Annotated in this window: 12 protein-coding genes; 8 read left to right on the top strand and 4 right to left on the bottom strand. The window is 66.8% G+C overall.

Annotated features, from left to right (window positions below; genetic code table 11):
• The first annotated feature begins 718 nt into the window (after positions 1-718).
• Entirely contained in the window at positions 719-2590 is a 1872-nt protein-coding gene (locus ACFYZJ_RS20780) for a DUF4012 domain-containing protein (RefSeq protein WP_388570143.1), read from the top strand.
• 124 nt (positions 2591-2714) lie between these two features.
• Here the strand turns inward: ACFYZJ_RS20780 and ACFYZJ_RS20775 are convergent, their stop codons facing one another.
• Complete coding sequence (locus ACFYZJ_RS20775) at positions 2715-3281, bottom strand: low molecular weight phosphatase family protein (RefSeq protein WP_388570140.1); 567 nt, start codon at positions 3279-3281, stop codon at positions 2715-2717.
• Positions 3278-4753 (bottom strand): polysaccharide biosynthesis tyrosine autokinase, encoded by a 1476-nt coding sequence (locus ACFYZJ_RS20770; RefSeq protein WP_388570138.1) that lies wholly within the window; start codon positions 4751-4753, stop codon positions 3278-3280. The genes ACFYZJ_RS20775 and ACFYZJ_RS20770 overlap by 4 nt, the downstream gene beginning before the upstream one ends.
• A 275-nt stretch (positions 4754-5028) precedes the next feature.
• Here ACFYZJ_RS20770 and ACFYZJ_RS20765 point away from each other — a divergent pair, with 275 nt between their 5' ends.
• The gene (locus ACFYZJ_RS20765; RefSeq protein WP_388570135.1) at positions 5029-5193 is read left to right on the top strand and encodes a transposase; all 165 of its coding nucleotides are present in this window, start codon (positions 5029-5031) and stop codon (positions 5191-5193) included.
• Positions 5194-5201: 8 nt separating this feature from the next.
• Here ACFYZJ_RS20765 and ACFYZJ_RS20760 read toward each other — a convergent pair whose 3' ends face one another.
• On the bottom strand, positions 5202-6197 hold the full coding sequence (locus tag ACFYZJ_RS20760) for a GDP-L-fucose synthase family protein (RefSeq protein ID WP_388570133.1): 996 nt from the start codon (positions 6195-6197) through the stop codon (positions 5202-5204).
• A 355-nt stretch (positions 6198-6552) separates the two neighbouring features.
• On the opposite strand from ACFYZJ_RS20760, the gene gmd (ACFYZJ_RS20755) reads away from it, so the two are divergent.
• The 4 genes from gmd (ACFYZJ_RS20755) (at position 6553) to ACFYZJ_RS20740 (ending at position 10950) form a co-directional block, all read left to right on the top strand.
• Complete coding sequence (gene gmd / locus ACFYZJ_RS20755) at positions 6553-7581, top strand: GDP-mannose 4,6-dehydratase (protein WP_388570130.1); 1029 nt, start codon at positions 6553-6555, stop codon at positions 7579-7581.
• 372 nt (positions 7582-7953) lie between these two features.
• On the top strand, positions 7954-8970 hold the full coding sequence (locus ACFYZJ_RS20750; protein ID WP_388570127.1) for a glycosyltransferase family 4 protein: 1017 nt from the start codon (positions 7954-7956) through the stop codon (positions 8968-8970).
• Between the two features lie 150 nt (positions 8971-9120).
• Positions 9121-10155 carry a GDP-mannose 4,6-dehydratase gene (gmd, locus tag ACFYZJ_RS20745; RefSeq protein WP_388570124.1) on the top strand — a complete coding sequence of 345 codons (1035 nt, stop codon included), beginning with the start codon at positions 9121-9123 and terminating at the stop codon, positions 10153-10155.
• Between the two features lie 3 nt (positions 10156-10158).
• The gene (locus ACFYZJ_RS20740; RefSeq protein WP_388570121.1) at positions 10159-10950 is read left to right on the top strand and encodes a class I SAM-dependent methyltransferase; all 792 of its coding nucleotides are present in this window, start codon (positions 10159-10161) and stop codon (positions 10948-10950) included.
• A gap of 803 nt (positions 10951-11753) precedes the next feature.
• Here the strand turns inward: ACFYZJ_RS20740 and ACFYZJ_RS20735 are convergent.
• On the bottom strand, positions 11754-12515 hold the full coding sequence (locus tag ACFYZJ_RS20735) for a glycosyltransferase (RefSeq protein WP_388570118.1): 762 nt from the start codon (positions 12513-12515) through the stop codon (positions 11754-11756).
• An 868-nt stretch (positions 12516-13383) separates the two neighbouring features.
• Between ACFYZJ_RS20735 and ACFYZJ_RS20730 the strand changes: the two genes are divergently transcribed.
• Positions 13384-15651, top strand: a complete 2268-nt coding sequence (locus tag ACFYZJ_RS20730; RefSeq protein WP_388570115.1) for a (Fe-S)-binding protein — start codon at positions 13384-13386, stop codon at positions 15649-15651.
• A gap of 237 nt (positions 15652-15888) precedes the next feature.
• On the top strand, positions 15889-17361 hold the full coding sequence (locus ACFYZJ_RS20725; RefSeq protein ID WP_388570112.1) for a sugar transferase: 1473 nt from the start codon (positions 15889-15891) through the stop codon (positions 17359-17361).
• Position 17362: the final 1 nt, after the last annotated feature.

The raw sequence follows: 17362 nt of genomic DNA, 5'->3' as shown, positions 1-17362 counted from the left end.
CGTCAACAGAGCTGAGCCCGATCGACTCAACTTTTTTCCGACGCAACACGGCAACCGCGGGAACGTCCGAGGTCAGGGCCGCCTTCAGGCCCGTTCGAAGCCCCTCGCAATCGGCCTTGGAAGCACCGCACGGACCCCTCGCCTGGACCACCGCTTCAGCCGAACGCCTCAGGGGTCACTCGGGAGCCACACAGAACTGGCGCTACACCATCCGGTGGCTTATCCGCGCCACAACGTGGTTTATGCCCGAGATTTCCTATTTATTCGTCTATCTAGATCTTGAACACTGCCCACGCCGCCTGACCCCGCTCAAGTCGAGGAGAGTAGAGAACATGACGACATCGCCGAGATGGCGATCGGTCCTGGCCTCAGCCGCCACGGCCGCTGCGCTCATCGCAGTACCGCTGGTGGGTGCGGGGGCCTCCTACGCCCAGGACCACCCGCGTCCGCACCCGCACCCACACCCGCACCCCACGAAGACGGAGTACCCGCCGAAGCCGCACTACCCCCCCTACCCGCCGAAGCCACCGAAGCACCACAAACCCCACCACGAACACAAAGAGCACCAAGAGCACCACCACATTTCGCACCACCGGGATGCACCGCACCTCGCGCGCACAGGTAACGACGGCAGGAAGCTGGCCCTGGGCGGCGCGGCAGCCGGCCTGGTCGCGGCCGGCGCCGGCACCATGGCGGTCGCACGCCGTCGCCGTAGCTCATGACGGTGCCCCTACGCAGGACACTCCCCAAGCGTCCCGGGCGTGCCCGGGACGCCTGCCGGGCACGGCGGCGCGTCCACGGTCCTCTGACCAGAAACGTTCTTCTGGCCGCCGCCGCGCTCCCCGCGGCGGCGGCTGCCTGGATCGGTGTCACCGGCTGGCTCGCCCGCTCCGAGCTTCTCGCCGTCCAGCACGACCTGACCGCACTGCGAGCGTCGGTCTCGACCGCGGCGGGGACCCACCCTGCCGGGGCGGTCGCCGCGGGGTCCCCGGCAGAGTCCGCTCAGGAGCGACTGCTGCGCTCCGCGGCGGCGCACGCTGCGCGCGCCCATCACCTCACCACGGGACCGGCCTGGTACACCGCTGCCTGTCTGCCCTTTCTCGGCGAGCCCCTCCACACCGTGCGCGGCACCGCAGAGGCGGCAGACCGACTGATCGGCGAAGTGTTGAGCCCGCTGGTGCGTGTCGTCCCCCGGCTCTCGGCGGATGCCCACGCAGGCGGCATTCCGCGGGTCCTCACGGATCTGGAGAGCCAGGCGCCCGCGTTCGAACGGGCCACGCGTGTCGCGGCCGAGGTGCGGGACGACGCCCACCGCCTTCCCCGTTCCACCTGGCTGCCTGCGGCTGACCGGGCCCGCGCGCAGCTGTCGGATCAGCTCGACCGCCTCGTCCCGCAGACACGCGACGTCGTCGTCGCGGCGCGTATGGCGCCGTCGATGCTCGGGGCGCACGGGCCACGGCGCTACTTCCTCGCCTTCCAGAACCTGGCCGAAGCGCGGGGCACCGGTGGCCTTCCGGGAGCCTTCGCCGTGCTACGGGCCGACCGCGGCAAACTGTCCTTCGAGCATTTCGGCAACAACACCGAGATGGACGGCGTTCACGCCGACGTGGACCTAGGGGCCGAGTTCGCAACCCAGTACGGCGACAATGGACCCGGCAGCGTCTGGGCGAACTCCAACATGAGCCCGCACTTCCCGTACGCGGCCCGCCTCTGGACGGCGTACTGGCGCACGCTCACCGGCCAGCGTTTGGACGGCGCGTTCGCCATCGACCCCGCCTCGCTGGGCCTTCTGCTGCGCGCCACCGGACCGGCCCGGATGCCCGACGGCACCGCACTCACCGCCGACAACGCCGTGAACCTCACCGAACGGGACAGCTACGCGAAGTATGCGGATGTCGCCGCGCGCAAGGCGTTCTTCGTCGAAGCGGCGCGCGCCGCCGCCGGACAGCTGATGCACGCGGCCGACGACCCCCGCACACTCCCCGCGCTCCTGAGTGCCGTACGGGACGTACAGCGCGAAGGCCGCCTGCAGGTGTGGAGCGCGCACGCGGCCGAGCAGCGGCAGCTGGAGTCGCGGCCGTTCGGAGGGGCGCTCCCCGACCGTCCCGGCCCCTTCGCCGGGCTCGTCGTGAACAACGCGGCCGGCTCCAAGCTCGACTACTACCTCGACCGGAGCCTGGTCTGGGCGCCGGGCGCCTGCACGGCCACCGGCCGATCGGTCACCGTGACCGTGAGGCTCACCAATCGGGCGCCGGCTTCGGGCCTGCCCGGCTACGTCACACTGCGGGAAGACCGCCCGGAGTACCGCACTCAACCCGGTGACAACCGGCTGCTGGTGTCCTACTACGCGGGCAAGGGCGCGAGCCTGACAGGGGCCACTCTGGACGGCCACCAGGTCGAGCTGATCCCAGGTGTCGAACGCGGCCACCCGGTGTACACCCTCGACCTTGAGCTGCCCCGGCAGTCCAGCCGCACGCTGGTACTCCACCTCCAGGAGCCACAGGCAGACCGCCCCCCGACGATTCTTCGGCAGGCCCTGGTGACGCCGATGCTGGCCACGGTGAAGCCGGCGGCTCCGTGCGGCCCCTGAGCGGCCGTGCCGCCCATGGTGAGGGGCGGCTCTGTGGTTCCGTTGTCCGGTGGTGGCGAAACCGAGGGCCCACCGCGTGACGCCCCTCTGGTGCGTCAATCGTCCCTGATCCGGGGTCACGGGCTCATGCGCCCACCCGGCCCCTCTCCAGCAGCTGGATGAGCCTGACGACCGCCCCATCGATCTCGCGGGCGCACTCGTACAGCACGTCGCGCGGCATGCCCCAGGGATCTGCGATGTCGTCCTCGGCCGGCGGGACCGGAGTGGCGACGCCGCGACGGGCAGCCGCGGCCGTCACCACGGCATCGAAACCGCCCTCCGACCCCGAACCGCCGCCGTCCGGTACCTCGGCGGCGAGCCGTACGAACTCCTTCAGGGTGAAGCAGCGTCGCATCGCCGACGGCGCAAGGCGCACGGCCGCCTCCCGGTGTTCGCGCGCGAGCCCGAGGACCAGCGCCGTTCCCACGAGGAGGCGATCGGTGAGCGGGCGGGACTCGAAGCCGGAGCCGTCACCGCCCAGTTCCTCCAGCACCGCCCTGGTGGTGTTCTCCATGCCGGAGCGGTGCCAGGCCTCCGTACCGGCGCTCTCCGGCCGTACGGCCGAGCCTGTCGGAAGCCTGGCGGCCAGCAGCCGCTCGGCGAGCACCGAGCGGTGCACGTTGCCCGTGCAGACGAAGAGGACCCGGGTCACTGCTCACTCGCGTGCTGCGTCACGGCAAACTCGGCGGCCTCCTCGCGAGAGCGTGACGTACGGGGAGCGGGCAGCTCGCCGTATCGTCCGTAGGCGCCGTAATGGCCGTAGCGGCCGTAGCGCTTGCCCTTGGGGACGGGGGCCATGCTGAAGACGGTGCCGAGGACACGGACGCCCACGCGCTCGAGCGATTCCGCAGCGGTGCGCACTTGGTCGCGGCTGGTCTTCGCGGCGCGCACGACGAGCAACGTGCCCTGGGTGAGCGAGGCGAGTCCGAGGGTGTCGGCGACCGGTAGCAGCGGAGCGGTATCGACGATCACAATCTCGTAGGTGTCCGCCAGCTCGCGCAGCACCTCCTCCATACGCGCCGAGGCGAGCAGCTCCGTGGGATTCGGCGGTACGGCACCGCTGGCGAGCACCGAGAGCCCACCGGCGACCTGCTGCATCACGTCGTCGACACGGGCCTGCCCGATGAGCACGGTGGTCAGACCGGCGTCCTGGACGAGGCCGAAGGTGGAGGCCACGCAGGGGCGGCGCAAGTCGGCGTCCACGAGGCACGTGGACACTCCCGCCTCGGCGAGCGACAGGGCGAGGTTCACCGACGTGTTGGTCTTGCCCTCGCCGGGCACCGAACTCGTCACAGCGATGATCCGCGGTGGGTCGTCGACCTGGGAGAACTGCAGGTTGGTGCGGAGCTTCCGGAACGCCTCGGCGCGCCTGGAGTGCATGTCGGCGCTGACGAGCGGCTGCTTGGGTGCGTTCTTGTCGTACGGGATCGTACCGAGCCCCGGCAGAGCGGTGCACTCGCCCAGCGCCTCACTGGACTTGAGGGTGGTGTCGAGCGTCTCGCGCAGCGCCACGACGCCGGCGCCGAGCAGCAGACCGCCGAGCACTCCCGCGGCCAGGTTCAACAGGGGGCGGGGCGAAACCGGAGCGACGGGGGCCACGGCCTCCTGGGTGATCCCGAGGGAGACGGGTGAGGCACCGTCTCCCTCGGAGTTCTTCCTCGGCTTTTTCGACCCTGCCGGGCGCTTGGGCGTCTCCAGCTGCTCGACGACCGCGCTGAATCGCTCCCCCACGGCGTTGGCGATGAGCGCCGCCCGCCTGGGCACCGTGTCACGGACGGTGATGTTGATGAGCACGGTGTTGAGTGGGGCATCGGCGGTGATCCGGGATGCGAGTTCCTCCGGTGTGGTGCGCAGCCGCAGCTGCTTCACGACATGCTCGGTCACCTGCCGGGTCGTCACGATGGCGGCGTACGACTGCACACGTGCTTGGGAGAAGGTCTGTCCCTGGTTCAGCTGGGCGGTGTCGTCACCGGTGCGGGTGGCGACGAAGAGCTGGGTCCGGGCCTCGTAGACCGGAGTGGTCAAGCCCGTCGCGGCAAGCGCCGCCCCGATCGCGAGCGCCAGACAGACCACAACCGTCGGCCAGCGTCTGGCAAGAGCCTTCAGGAATCCGTGGAGATCCAAGCTGCACCCCTCATAGAATGGAGGGAACCACCCAAATCGGGATGTTCTGTTCCCTATGCACCCAGCTGACCATAGGGACTCCGACCCTTCGAGCGGGGGAGCCACCCCCATATCGGCCCACCGAGCGGCGAAGGCTCCCCCATCCGGTGACTCCTTGACGCCGCCTCGCAATAGATATCGGTAAGTCTGATTTATTGCGTGTATATCGATCTCGGTACCCGGATCGTTGATGACAGCCGACGCCGCAGGCCTGGCCCCTACGGAAGTGGAGGAGAGTGAAGAGGGTGGCAGCATCGCGCAGATGGGTCGTCGAGAGAACCGTGTCCTGGCTCGCCGGCTGCCGGCGCCTGCACCGCCGCTACGAGCGCACGGCCGAACACTTCCTCGCCTTCGTCGGCATCGCCGCAGCCCTGATCAGCTACCGCCGACTCACCAACTGAACGACGTCCTAGCCCCGGCCGGCGGAGCCGACACCCATCGATGTGTACCAGGTGTAGGTGTCACGGATCCCGTCGGACAACGAGATCTCGGGCTTCCATCCCAGCGCGGTGATCCGCGAGATGTCCAGAACCTTGCGCGGCGTCCCATCCGGCTGCGACGGGTCCCACTCGACTCTTCCCTCGTAACCGGTTACGGACGCCACCATTTCCGCGATTTCCCGGATGGTCAGGTCCTCTCCGGTGCCCACGTTGACGGGTAGGTCCGCGTCATATCGTTCGAGAAGGAGAAGACAGGCACGGGCCAGATCGTCCACGTGCAGAAGTTCGCGGCGCGGGGTGCCGGTTCCCCAGTTCACGACCTTCGGTGCCTGCTGGACGCACGCCTCGTGAAAGCGCCTGATCAGTGACGGAAGTACGTGCGAGCGCTCGGGGTGGAAGTTGTCACCGGGACCGTACAGGTTCGTCGGCATGGCACAGATCCATGGCAGACCATGCTGCCTCCGCACCGCCCGGACCTGCATGATGCCGGCGATCTTGGCGAGGGCATAGGCCTCGTTGGTCTCTTCCAGGGGCCCGGTCAGCAGGGCTTCCTCCCTGATGGGCTGGGAGGCTTCTCTTGGGTAGATGCAACTGGAGCCCAGGAAGAGCAACCGCTCCACACCGTGCTGCAACGCGGCATCCATGACGTTCACCTGGATCCGCAGGTTGTCGGAGATGAAGTCTGTGGGCCAGGTCGCGTTGGCTTTGATTCCTCCCACGCGCGCCGCGGCCAGGATCACCACGCGCGGCCGGTGAAGCGAGAACCAGTCGCGGACAGCCGTTCGGTTCCTCAGGTCCATTTCCGACGAGTCAGGTCCGAGAAGTTCGGTAAATCCTTCTGCGCTGAGATGTCTCCATACCGCAGAGCCCACGAGCCCCCGTCGGCCGGCGACGAAGATTCGGTCCGAACGACGAAGGGGGCGGTGGCTTGTGACGGCTGGTGCCGCGGCGATGGTCGTGTTCATGAGCAGTCGCTCCTGGTGGGCAGTTGGGAGAGGAATGAGTCGGGTCATGGGTGGTGGCCGCAGGCCATTGCATACCTCTCCACTTCGGTGTCAGGACCTCGACAGCGCGGATCGTGTGAGCCCAGAACTGAACGACAACACCGGCAACAACGCCGGCGGCCGGAATCGCGGGCCCCGTCCGTTGCGGAGAGACCAGACCGCCTCAGACTATTACCTAATTCCTTGATTCAGACACATTGCCACAATACCCAAGAAACACACGCAGGTTCCCTACTCTGGTAGCTGGGGAGTCCTTCTCTCGAAGGCTCCCCTCGGCGGCACCGGATACGACGTCTACGCCCAGCAGGGAGCGCGTGTGACAGCCAAGAAGGCCCTCATCACCGGTATCACCGGCCAGGACGGCTCCTACCTCGCGGAGTTGCTACTGGAGAAGGGATACGAGGTCCACGGCACCTCCCGTCGCGCGCCGGACCTCATTCGCCAGCGCGACAACCAGCGGGATGGCGACCGGAAGACGGAGACCCGCTCGCCGTTGCACCATGGCGATCTCAGCGACAGCACCCGCTTGGTCAGTCTGCTGGAACAGGTGCAGCCCGACGAGATCTATCACCTCGCCGCCCAATCCCATGTACGCGTGTCGTTCGACGAGCCGGAGTTCACCGGGAACACCACCGGACTGGGCACCATCCGGCTACTGGAAGCCATCAGGACCGTTGGCCTGCCCTGCCGCTTCTACCAGGCCTCCAGCTCGGAGATGTTCGGCGCCGCACCACCACCCCAGCACGAGGACACCCCCTTCCACCCCCGCTCCCCCTACGGCGTCGCCAAGGTCTACGCCTACTGGGCCACCCGCAACTACCGCGAGGCCTACGGCATGTACGCCGTCAACGGAATCCTCTTCAACCACGAGTCCCCACGCCGGGGCCCCACCTTCGTCACCCGCAAGATCGCCACCGCCGCCGCCCGCATCAAAACCGGCCTCCAGGACAGCGTCTACCTCGGCAACCTCGACGCCCGACGCGACTGGGGCTACGCCGCCGAATACGTCGAAGCAATGTGGCTCATGCTCCAACAGGAACAACCCGACGACTACGTCATCGCCACCGGCACCAGCTACAGCGTCCGCGACTTCGCCGAACACTGCTTCGCCCACGTCGGCCTCGACTGGCGCGACCACGTCCGCTTCGACGAACGCTACCTCCGCCCCTCAGAAGTCGAAGACCTCGTCGGCGACGCCTCCAAAGCCCACCGCATGCTCGGCTGGAAACCCACCACCCACACCCCCGAACTCGCCCGCCTCATGGTCGACGCCGAACTGGCAGCCCTGCCCCCCGCGTCGAGCGGGGCCGTCGGGCCGGCGGACGACGCTCACGCCCGCAGCTGACCGTGCGGCGGGCGGCGGCAGTTCGATCCGCCTCCTGGGACGTTCCCCATCGGCATGGCCACCTGGGGCGGAGTTCGCATCCGGATCGGGACATCACGGGTGCGGTCGCCGCCGTTCCGGCGGCGAGCGAGGCAATGGGGAAGGTTCCGAAGAGCAGCGCAACCGTTCACGGTCATCACCCTTGGGACCGTCAAAAGAACAGAAGATTTTTGCCATGGCTGGTGACCTGATCCATTTGGCTGAACACATGGCAACGACGGGGTGTGTGCGCTTGAAGCACCGTGATTCATGCAACCCTGATCCCGGCGCCCGAAAGTAAACCAGACCAACACCGCAAAAGAGGTATACATGCGGGTATTGTTCTCACCGGACATGTTCGTCAAGCAGAGAGTCGGCGGGATCACCCGATACTTTTCGGAACTTCATGCAGGGCTGAAAGAGGGCGGCGTCGACGCACGTATCTTTGCCGGGCTGCACAGCAACGAGTATATCGGAGGTAATGCCGCCAAGCACCTGCAGCGAATCCCCTCTTACCCCCGGCTCGCCCTCAGCCATGCGGCCTTCACGGCCTACGCGATCACCCAACGGGATCATCCCGTCATTCACCCGACTTACTACACGGCAAAACCGGTCCCCGGCAAGTTTCCGCACGTATGCACTTTTTACGACCTGATTCATCTTCGATTCGCACCCAAGGACGGCATTATTGACCGGCAGCGGTTCTGGGCCCGGCGGTCCGACAAGATCATCGCAATCTCGCACGCGACCGCCGAGGATCTGGCCGACCTGTTGCACGTGCCTCGACACAAGATCATCGTCGTTCATCTGGGCACGCACATCCCGCACCAGCAGCCGCGAAGGAACCCGGACGACTACTTGCTGTACGTGGGTGCCCGGGACGGCTACAAGAACTGGCGGATCGTGATCGACGCCCTAAGGGCGCCCGAACTGGCCGGTCTACGCTTGATCTGCTGCGGCGGCAACCATCCAACAGGCCAAGAGACGAAGCTTTTGGAAGACCGCGGTCTACAGAACCGCGTTGATTTCTTGCAAGCCGACGAAGAAACCCTGGACCGACTCTATCGAAGGGCTGTCGCTCTCGTTTACCCGTCCCTTTACGAAGGGTTTGGCCTGCCTCCACTCGAAGCGATGGCTCGGGGAGTTCCAGTGGTTGCTTCCAATGCATCCTCCATTCCAGAGGTCGTCGGTGATGCCGCGCTACTCTTCGACCCGAAGGATTCGGAAGCTCTCGTTCACGCCGTCAGCAGCCTGTTCGACACCGCGACCCGCGAAGTATTCGAGAAGCGTGGTCCCGCCCGAGCGAGGATGTTCCCCTGGAGCAGAACCGTTCGGCAGACGATCGACGTCTACCAAGATCTCCTCTCTTGATCCGATCCGGAACAAACAGTCGCAGCGGACACGTCGTCGCAATGCGTGGAAACCGTGGGCCGGTTACCTAACCTGAAATGAGCGTGGTCCCCTACTTTCAACGGTAGGAGATCCGCCACCCACCCCAGAACCGATCCGCAGGGAGTGCGCGTGACCGTCAAAAAGGCTCTCATCACCGGTATCACCGGCCAGGACGGCTCCTACCTCACGGAACTGCTGCTGCAAAAGAACTACCAGGTCCATGGAATCGTTCGCCGTGCGTCGACATTCAACACTCAGCGGATCGACCACCTCTACCAGGACCCGCACGACAAGGAAATCCAGCTCTTCACGCACTATGGCGATCTCAGCGACAGCACCCGCTTGGTCAGTCTGCTGGAACAGGTGCAGCCCGACGAGATCTATCACCTCGCCGCCCAATCCCATGTACGCGTGTCGTTCGACGAGCCGGAGTTCACCGGGAACACCACCGGACTGGGCACCATCCGGCTACTGGAAGCCATCAGGACCGTTGGCCTGCCCTGCCGCTTCTACCAGGCCTCCAGCTCGGAGATGTTCGGCGCCGCACCACCACCCCAGCACGAGGACACCCCCTTCCACCCCCGCTCCCCCTACGGCGTCGCCAAGGTCTACGCCTACTGGGCCACCCGCAACTACCGCGAGGCCTACGGCATGTACGCCGTCAACGGAATCCTCTTCAACCACGAGTCCCCACGCCGGGGCCCCACCTTCGTCACCCGCAAGATCGCCACCGCCGCCGCCCGCATCAAAACCGGCCTCCAGGACAGCGTCTACCTCGGCAACCTCGACGCCCGACGCGACTGGGGCTACGCCGCCGAATACGTCGAAGCAATGTGGCTCATGCTCCAACAGGAACAACCCGACGACTACGTCATCGCCACCGGCACCAGCTACAGCGTCCGCGACTTCGCCGAACACTGCTTCGCCCACGTCGGCCTCGACTGGCGCGACCACGTCCGCTTCGACGAACGCTACCTCCGCCCCTCAGAAGTCGAAGACCTCGTCGGCGACGCCTCCAAAGCCCACCGCATGCTCGGCTGGAAACCCACCACCCACACCCCCGAACTCGCCCGCCTCATGGTCGACGCCGAACTCAAACCGCTGCTGCGGTCCTCGATCCCCGGCACGCCCCAGCGGGCGTCCCTGGCTCCTACGGCTGGGTGACCCATGGCATCAGCATGCAAAATCTGCGGCGGAACGACACGCATCACCCATCGCGGCACTGTGCTCGGACGGCACGAAGCGACCTACCGTATGTGTGGCGACTGCGCCTACTGGTTCGTCGAGGAGCCTCACTGGCTGGACGAGGCCTATTCCGAGGCGATCGCGGCCATCGACACCGGAGTCGTGCAACGCAATCTGCATCTGTACCCGATGCTGACCTGCGTGCTGGCCCGTATGTTCGACCCCACCGGCCTTTATGTCGACTATGGAGGCGGGTACGGCATGCTGGTGAGGTTGATGCGCGATGTCGGCCTCGACTTCTACTGGCATGACGCCCACTGCGAGAACCTCTTCGCGCGGGGATTCGAGTGGGACGGGACTCGGCACGGTGCCGCCACCGCGGTGACTGCCGTGGAGGTGTTGGAGCACGTGACGGATCCGGTCGCGTTCGTGGACACAAGCATGCGGGAAACGGGCGCCCACTCGTTCATCTTTACGCAGCACCTGCACGACCTCACCGCCGACCCGTCCTGGTGGTATCTGGCTCCGCAAGCCGGCCAGCACATCTCCTTCTACGCCCCCCGGACGATGCATACGCTTGCTGAGCGGCTCGGCATGACCTACCACGCCGCCGGCACGCTGCATTTGCTGACAAAGCAGGCGTTCCGTAACGGAGCCTTCGCCCGGGCCGCGCGCCTGCACCGTCTCTCCTATCCATTGCTGAGGCGCCGGCTGCGGTCGCGGGTCATGCAAGACCACCAACTCCTCATCGGCCAGGCCTGCTGCACCGGCTGACGCAGCCGGAAATGCCCTCGATCAGTGGCAGCGGACGCCCAAAGCCAGGTCGCGTTCCCCCACGCGACCAGGCCGGGGCGACCACCGTCGCCTCGGCTCACCGCCAGGAACGGCCACTGGTTCGCCCGCCGGAAAGCGCAGCAGGTCTCCGCGGACCCGATCGAGGGACCGGCAGCAGAGTGCCGGTGGGTTGGCCTGACCGACCAGTCCCCTTCTTGATGACCTGGGTGTCGGCCAGCACTGGCGATTCCACCGAGAATGCCCGTAACTGCCGGAGGCCACGCCCACCTTCCACGACCGGCGTCTGTATCTGGGCCGGGGATGGGGGGCCGGGTGAACAGGCGAAGGGCGCGGTCGTCCGTGATCACGGTGATGCCACTCAGCATGATTGAGAAGTCCACGCCTGCATACCCTGCACTCCCCTGCCCGCCTCCCGCCAACTCACCGAGCAGCTTGGAACCATGGCGGGAGGCTGCGCACTCCGAACGTCTCCCCTCACTGCTCGAGGCGATCGCCCGGTGCCGTTCCACAAACCGAGCGCCTGGGCACACGCATGCTGCTCGACCGGTCGCTTGGTCCACTCGGTGCGCAGCCTGATCCGCTGGGCGGGCGGGTAATGCGCCGACGTCTTGTCCGGGCTCAGGGTCCTCAGCGCCGAAAGCGGCCGGTTGCCAGTGGCTACCGCCCTCGTGCGCACGCTCGCCCGGGTGGACGACGATGCCCAGGATGTCGCCGCCGGCGCATGACCGTGCAGGAGTCCGGGAAGCGGAGTTCGCCGCTGCCTTGACGATGGCGAGCCGGAGTTACCGGAGTCGCTGTTCCCTCACGGTGGCCTCGACCGTGGCTTTGATTTCAGGGACCCGCAGGCTCCAGTCACCCACTTCGCGCACCCGACTGAGTGCTTCATCAACGTGCGACTGCCACCGATGCGGTGCGTTGAGGATGTCCCGAACCTGCTCGGCAGGTGCTGTCCAGTCGACCTCGACCACCGGGTTGTACCCCATGAGCCGGACCAGTTCCTTGGGTGCGTGTCCCAGCACCAGGCATCCCGAGGCCATGCTTTCGAAGTAGCGCTGGGTCGTGGTCTCGACATCTCCTGCGACGTGCGGATGGGTGAGCGAGCGCGGGAAGCAGACGGAGATCACCGTGTTCGAAAAAGCGCGATACAGATCTGGCTCATGAGGGAATACCACTTGGCCGGGCCGACTCTCATAGAGGTGACAGTGACCCGGAGGGGACGTGATAGCGTCACGCACAGCGTCATGCCACTTCTGATAGCGCCGCCCTAGTTCCAGCACGCCGATGCTCCTGGCCGCGAGGGGGCGTCCGGGATCATGCAGGGACAGTCGTGTTGCTTCCGGGATGTGCACCACTCGGGATTCCGGCAACGCATGCGCCAGGAAGCGGGCGGACTGTTCTGCCGTCGCGAAGACGGCGGGAGGCCGCAAGCGACGCAGGTGGCGCGCCCACATCTCCCATTGCGGCTGCCAAACGTCCCAGCAGAACGGTACGACGTCTCCGACCAGGGCAGCTGTATAAAGCCGACCGAAGCTTGGTCCCATCATGGGCACGATGATCGGCCCGTTACGGCGGCGAAGCCGGGCAGGGAGACGTAGTCCAGGCTTTGCGAGAGCGTACCCGACCTTCCGTCCCATCGTTTGGGGCTGGACCCGGACACCCTGCTCCGCCAGAGCCCTGACGAAGTATCGGACCGCGGAATGGAACACACGACCTGAGGGCGGAGGCAGAGAAACGCGAAGGGGAGGTGGCCGGTGTCCACCCCACCGAGCTACCGATTCACTCATTTCATCACTCACCATTCGATCACACTATTCGACCTGTTCGCGGAGATCGACGCAGCAGAACGCGAGGCCCCTTTACGTCCGAGCAGCATAAACGCTGGGATACGGAACGACTTGTATTTAACGAGCTCAGACGGGATCAAAGCCGCTTGAGGCCGAGTGAAAGAAAGGTGACGGCGAAACGACTCCCGGGACACGGCTGCCGATATCGCGAAGGCACCGGCATAGAAAAAGGAGTGGCGAGGGAGCCAAAGGCGCTGGAGTGCGTCGGTGCCTCGTGCAGATGTACCCTCCAGCAGACGGATACCGCACTTCGATCCTGCCACCGGCGCGGTAACGACTGGCATCGGCGCCTCCACCCTGCTGCGCGACCACGATCCCCACCGAAGGGCACCGCGGCGCACGAGAGCTCCGGGCGCACGAGAGCTCCGAAAGACGGGCAGCTTCGGCGGCTGAGCCGGAGGGACGGCTCCACAGCGACGCAGATCACCGCTCGCGCCACTACAGTGCGGCAACGTAAGTGGGTAGTCTCAGAGGACTGCATAAGTTACCGCTTAGTAATCACTCCTCGGAGTACACAGGAAGTACATCGGAGGAGACGGAACCCCCTCGCAGGCCCGAGGAGCCCCCAATGCAACTCGCCGCGATCATCGTGTCGCTGGTCCTGACCGTGGTCGGCGTTGCCCTTCTCGCACGCGCCATCGGTCAGTTCGTCCGGTACTTCAAGCTCGGCCAGCCCGTCCCCGCCGGCAGCCGGACCGACAACCCCTACCAGCGCAGCGTGACGCTGGTCAGGGAGTTCCTCGGCCACACGCGCATGAACCGCTGGGGCGTGGTAGGTGTCGCCCACTGGTTCGTGGCCATCGGCTTCCTGACCCTGCCGCCGACCATCATCAACGCCTACGGCCAGCTGTTCCAGGCCGACTGGACACTGCCGGTCGTCGGCGACTTCCTGCCGTACGAGCTCTACATCGAGTTCATCGGCACCATGACCACGCTCGGCATCATCACGCTGATGGTCATCCGGCTCCTCAGCCTGCCGTCCCGGCCCGGCCGCAAGTCGCGCTTCGCGGGCTCCAAGATGGGCCAGGCGTACTTCGTCGAGTACGTCATCCTCATCATCGGTCTGGCGATCATGGCCCTGCGCGGCCTTGAGGGCGCGCTGCACCACGTGGACCACTACGAGGCGGCGTACTTCGCCTCGTACCCGCTGATCCTGGCCTTCAAGGGGCTCAGCCTCACGACGCTGCAGAACCTCACCTACCTCTTCGCCATGATCAAGCTGGGCACGACCATGGTCTGGATGATCACGGTCTCGCTCAACACGAACATGGGCGTGGCCTGGCACCGCTTCCTCGCCTTCCCGAACATCTGGTTCAAGCGGAACGCGGACGGTTCCACCGCGCTGGGCGCCCTCCAGCCGATGACGTCCGGCGGTGAGCCGATCGACTTCACCGACCCGGGCGAGGACGACGTCTTCGGCGTCTCCCAGGTCGAGCAGTTCTCCTGGAAGGGTCTGCTGGACTTCTCCACCTGCACCGAGTGCGGCCGCTGCCAGTCGCAGTGCCCCGCCTGGAACACCGGCAAGCCGCTCTCCCCCAAGCTGCTGATCATGTCGCTGCGCGACCACGCGCACGCCAAGGCCCCGTACCTGCTCGCCGGCGGCGGCAAGACGATGGAGGGCGAGGAGAAGGCGTCCGAGGAGCAGCTCAAGGACGTCCCGGCCGCCGCCCTCGCCGAAGCCGAGCGTCCGCTGATCGGCACGGTCGAGGAGAACGGCGTCATCGACCCGGACGTGCTGTGGTCCTGCACCACCTGCGGCGCCTGCGTCGAGCAGTGCCCCGTCGACATCGAGCACGTCGACCACATCGTGGACATGCGCCGTTACCAGGTGATGATCGAGTCGGCGTTCCCGTCCGAGGCGGGCACGATGCTCAAGAACCTCGAGAAGAAGGGCAACCCCTGGGGCCTGGCCAAGAAGCAGCGCCTGGAGTGGACCAAGGAGGTCGACTTCGAGATCCCGGTCGTCGGCCGCGACATCGAGGACCTGTCCGAGGTCGAGTACCTGTACTGGGTCGGCTGCGCGGGTGCCCTGGAGGACCGCGCCAAGAAGACCACCAAGGCCTTCGCCGAGCTGCTGCACATCGCGGGCGTCAAGTTCGCGATCATGGGCGGCGACGAGAAGTGCACCGGTGACTCCGCCCGCCGCCTGGGCAACGAGCCCCTGTTCCAGGAGCTCGGCATGGAGAACGTGGCCGCGCTGAACATGGCCTTCGGCGAGGACGACGAGGACCCCTCGACCAAGAAGCCGAAGTCCGCCAAGAAGATCGTCGCCACCTGCCCGCACTGCCTGAACACGATCGGCAACGAGTACCCGCAGCTCGGCGGCGACTACGAGGTGATCCACCACACCCAGCTGCTCCAGCACCTCGTCGACGAGGGCAAGCTGGTCCCGGTCACGCCGGTCGAGGGCATCATCACGTACCACGACCCGTGCTACCTGGGCCGCCACAACAAGATCTACACGCCCCCGCGCGAGATCATCGGCAAGGTCCCGGGCCTGCGCAACGAGGAGATGCACCGCCACAAGGAGCGCGGCTTCTGCTGCGGCGCCGGCGGCGCGCGGATGTGGATGGAGGAGCGGATCGGCAAGCGCATCAACAACGAGCGCGTCGACGAAGCCCTGTCCCTGAACCCGGACATCGTCTCGACCGCCTGCCCGTTCTGCCTGGTCATGCTGACCGACTCGGTCAACGGCAAGAAGAACGAGGGCTCGGCGAAGGAGTCCATCCAGGTCGTGGACGTGGCCCAGCTGCTCCTCGACTCCGTCAAGACGCCTGTCGACCCGGCGGGCAGTGCGGAGACGGAGAGCGAGCCGGAGCCGGAACCGGTGAAGTAACCGGCGTTCGTACGCAATGCAGGGGCCGGGGCCGCAGAACGCGGCCCCGGCCCCTCATCTGTGCTCCGACCTCTCCCGATTCCCCTGGTTCGGGTATGCGAGTCATAAAACTCTGCTCATCGGGTGAGAGTTCGCCCCTGGCCCAGCGTCGCGCCCCGATCCCCGCAGTCCGCCAGACACACTCGATTAGTCCTTTTTGATCAGCTTGGAGGGCGAATGTGGCTGTTTGGGGAGACAATGCCCCACGTACCAGTGCCGAGACCCGCGCAGACCCAGGTCATCCGGAAGCAGCCCCCTGCCGGGCGCCGCACCGGCAAACCGCCCTGGTACGGGTCGGTCGCCGTCCTCGGCGACGCGGCCGGCGCCCTGGTTCCGGTCTACCTGGCCTTCGCGCTGGCCGACAGCAGGCATGCCATCGCCCACGCGTTGGTGGCGGCCACGGCCTGGCTCCTCGTGCGCGGTGCACGGGACCGCTACGCCCAACGCCGTCTCGGTGAGCGTGGCAACCTCGTCCCCGCGCTGCAGGACTGGCTGGTGCTGGTCGGACTGCTCGCAGTTGTGCGGGCAGCGACGGGCGAGGAGTCCCCGTTTCTCTTCGCATTGGCCGCCCTGGTGCCCTGCGCCCCTACGAGCGCCGCCGTGCACACGCTCATCCACCGTCATCTGATGGGCCGCCGCCGCGGCGGCCGGGCCGTCCGCCGGGCCCTGGTGATCGGTGAGGCGAACGCCGTCGAGGGTCCGGTGAGCCACCTCGCCAAGCGCACCGACCACGAGTTCGTCGTCGTCGGTGTGTGCCCGATCGGCGACGAGGACCCGCATGCGCTGGCCCCGGTCGCCGCTCGGCTCGACCGGCAGGCGCCACCGCTCATGGCGGCCGACTCCGGCCCGGTACTGCAGGCCGCCCGGCAGCTCGACGTGGACGTCGTGCTCATCGTGCCGGGGCCGTGCATGACCGGACCGCGCCTGAGGCGGCTGTCGTGGGCACTGCACAACGAGGGCTGCCCGCTCGTGGTCGTACCCGGCCTGACCGAGGTGGCCCGGCGCCGGGTGGGCGTCTCCTCGGTGGCCGGGCTCACACTGCTGGACGTGGCCCCGCCCCTACGGCGGGGATGCGCGGCGTTGCTGAAGTCGGCGACCGACCGGCTGGGCGCGGCACTGCTGATCGTGCTGCTCGCCCCGCTGTTCGCGGCCGTGGCTCTCGCCGTGTTGCTGGACTCCCCGGGTCCCGTCGTGTACCGGCAGACGCGCATCGGACGCGACGGCAAGCCCTTCACCATGGCGAAGTTCCGCACCATGGTCGCCGACGCTGAGCGGCTGAGGCACCAGCTGGCCGCGACCAACGAACAGGACGGCCGAATGTTCAAGATCCGCCGCGACCCCCGGATCACCCGCGTCGGCCGGGTGCTGCGCCGCTACTCCTTGGACGAGCTGCCCCAGCTGTTCAACGTGGTGCAGGGACACATGTCCCTGGTGGGACCGAGGCCGCCCCTGCCCGACGAGGTCGCCGACTACGACGAGGTGGAGCTGCGCAGGCTGGCCGTCAAACCCGGACTGACCGGCCTGTGGCAGGTCAGCGGCCGCTCCGACCTCTCCTGGGACGAGACGGTCGCCCTGGACCTGCGGTACGTGGACAACTGGTCGCCGTCCATCGACCTGGAGGTGCTGGTGCGGACGGTCAGGGCCGTCCTCGCGGGCACCGGGGCCTACTGAT

This window comes from Streptomyces sp. NPDC001848 (assembly GCF_042891915.1).
Classification (GTDB): domain Bacteria; phylum Actinomycetota; class Actinomycetes; order Streptomycetales; family Streptomycetaceae; genus Streptomyces.
The sequence above is the reverse complement of the archived record's forward strand: the minus strand, read 5'-3'. Positions and strand labels throughout refer to the sequence as shown.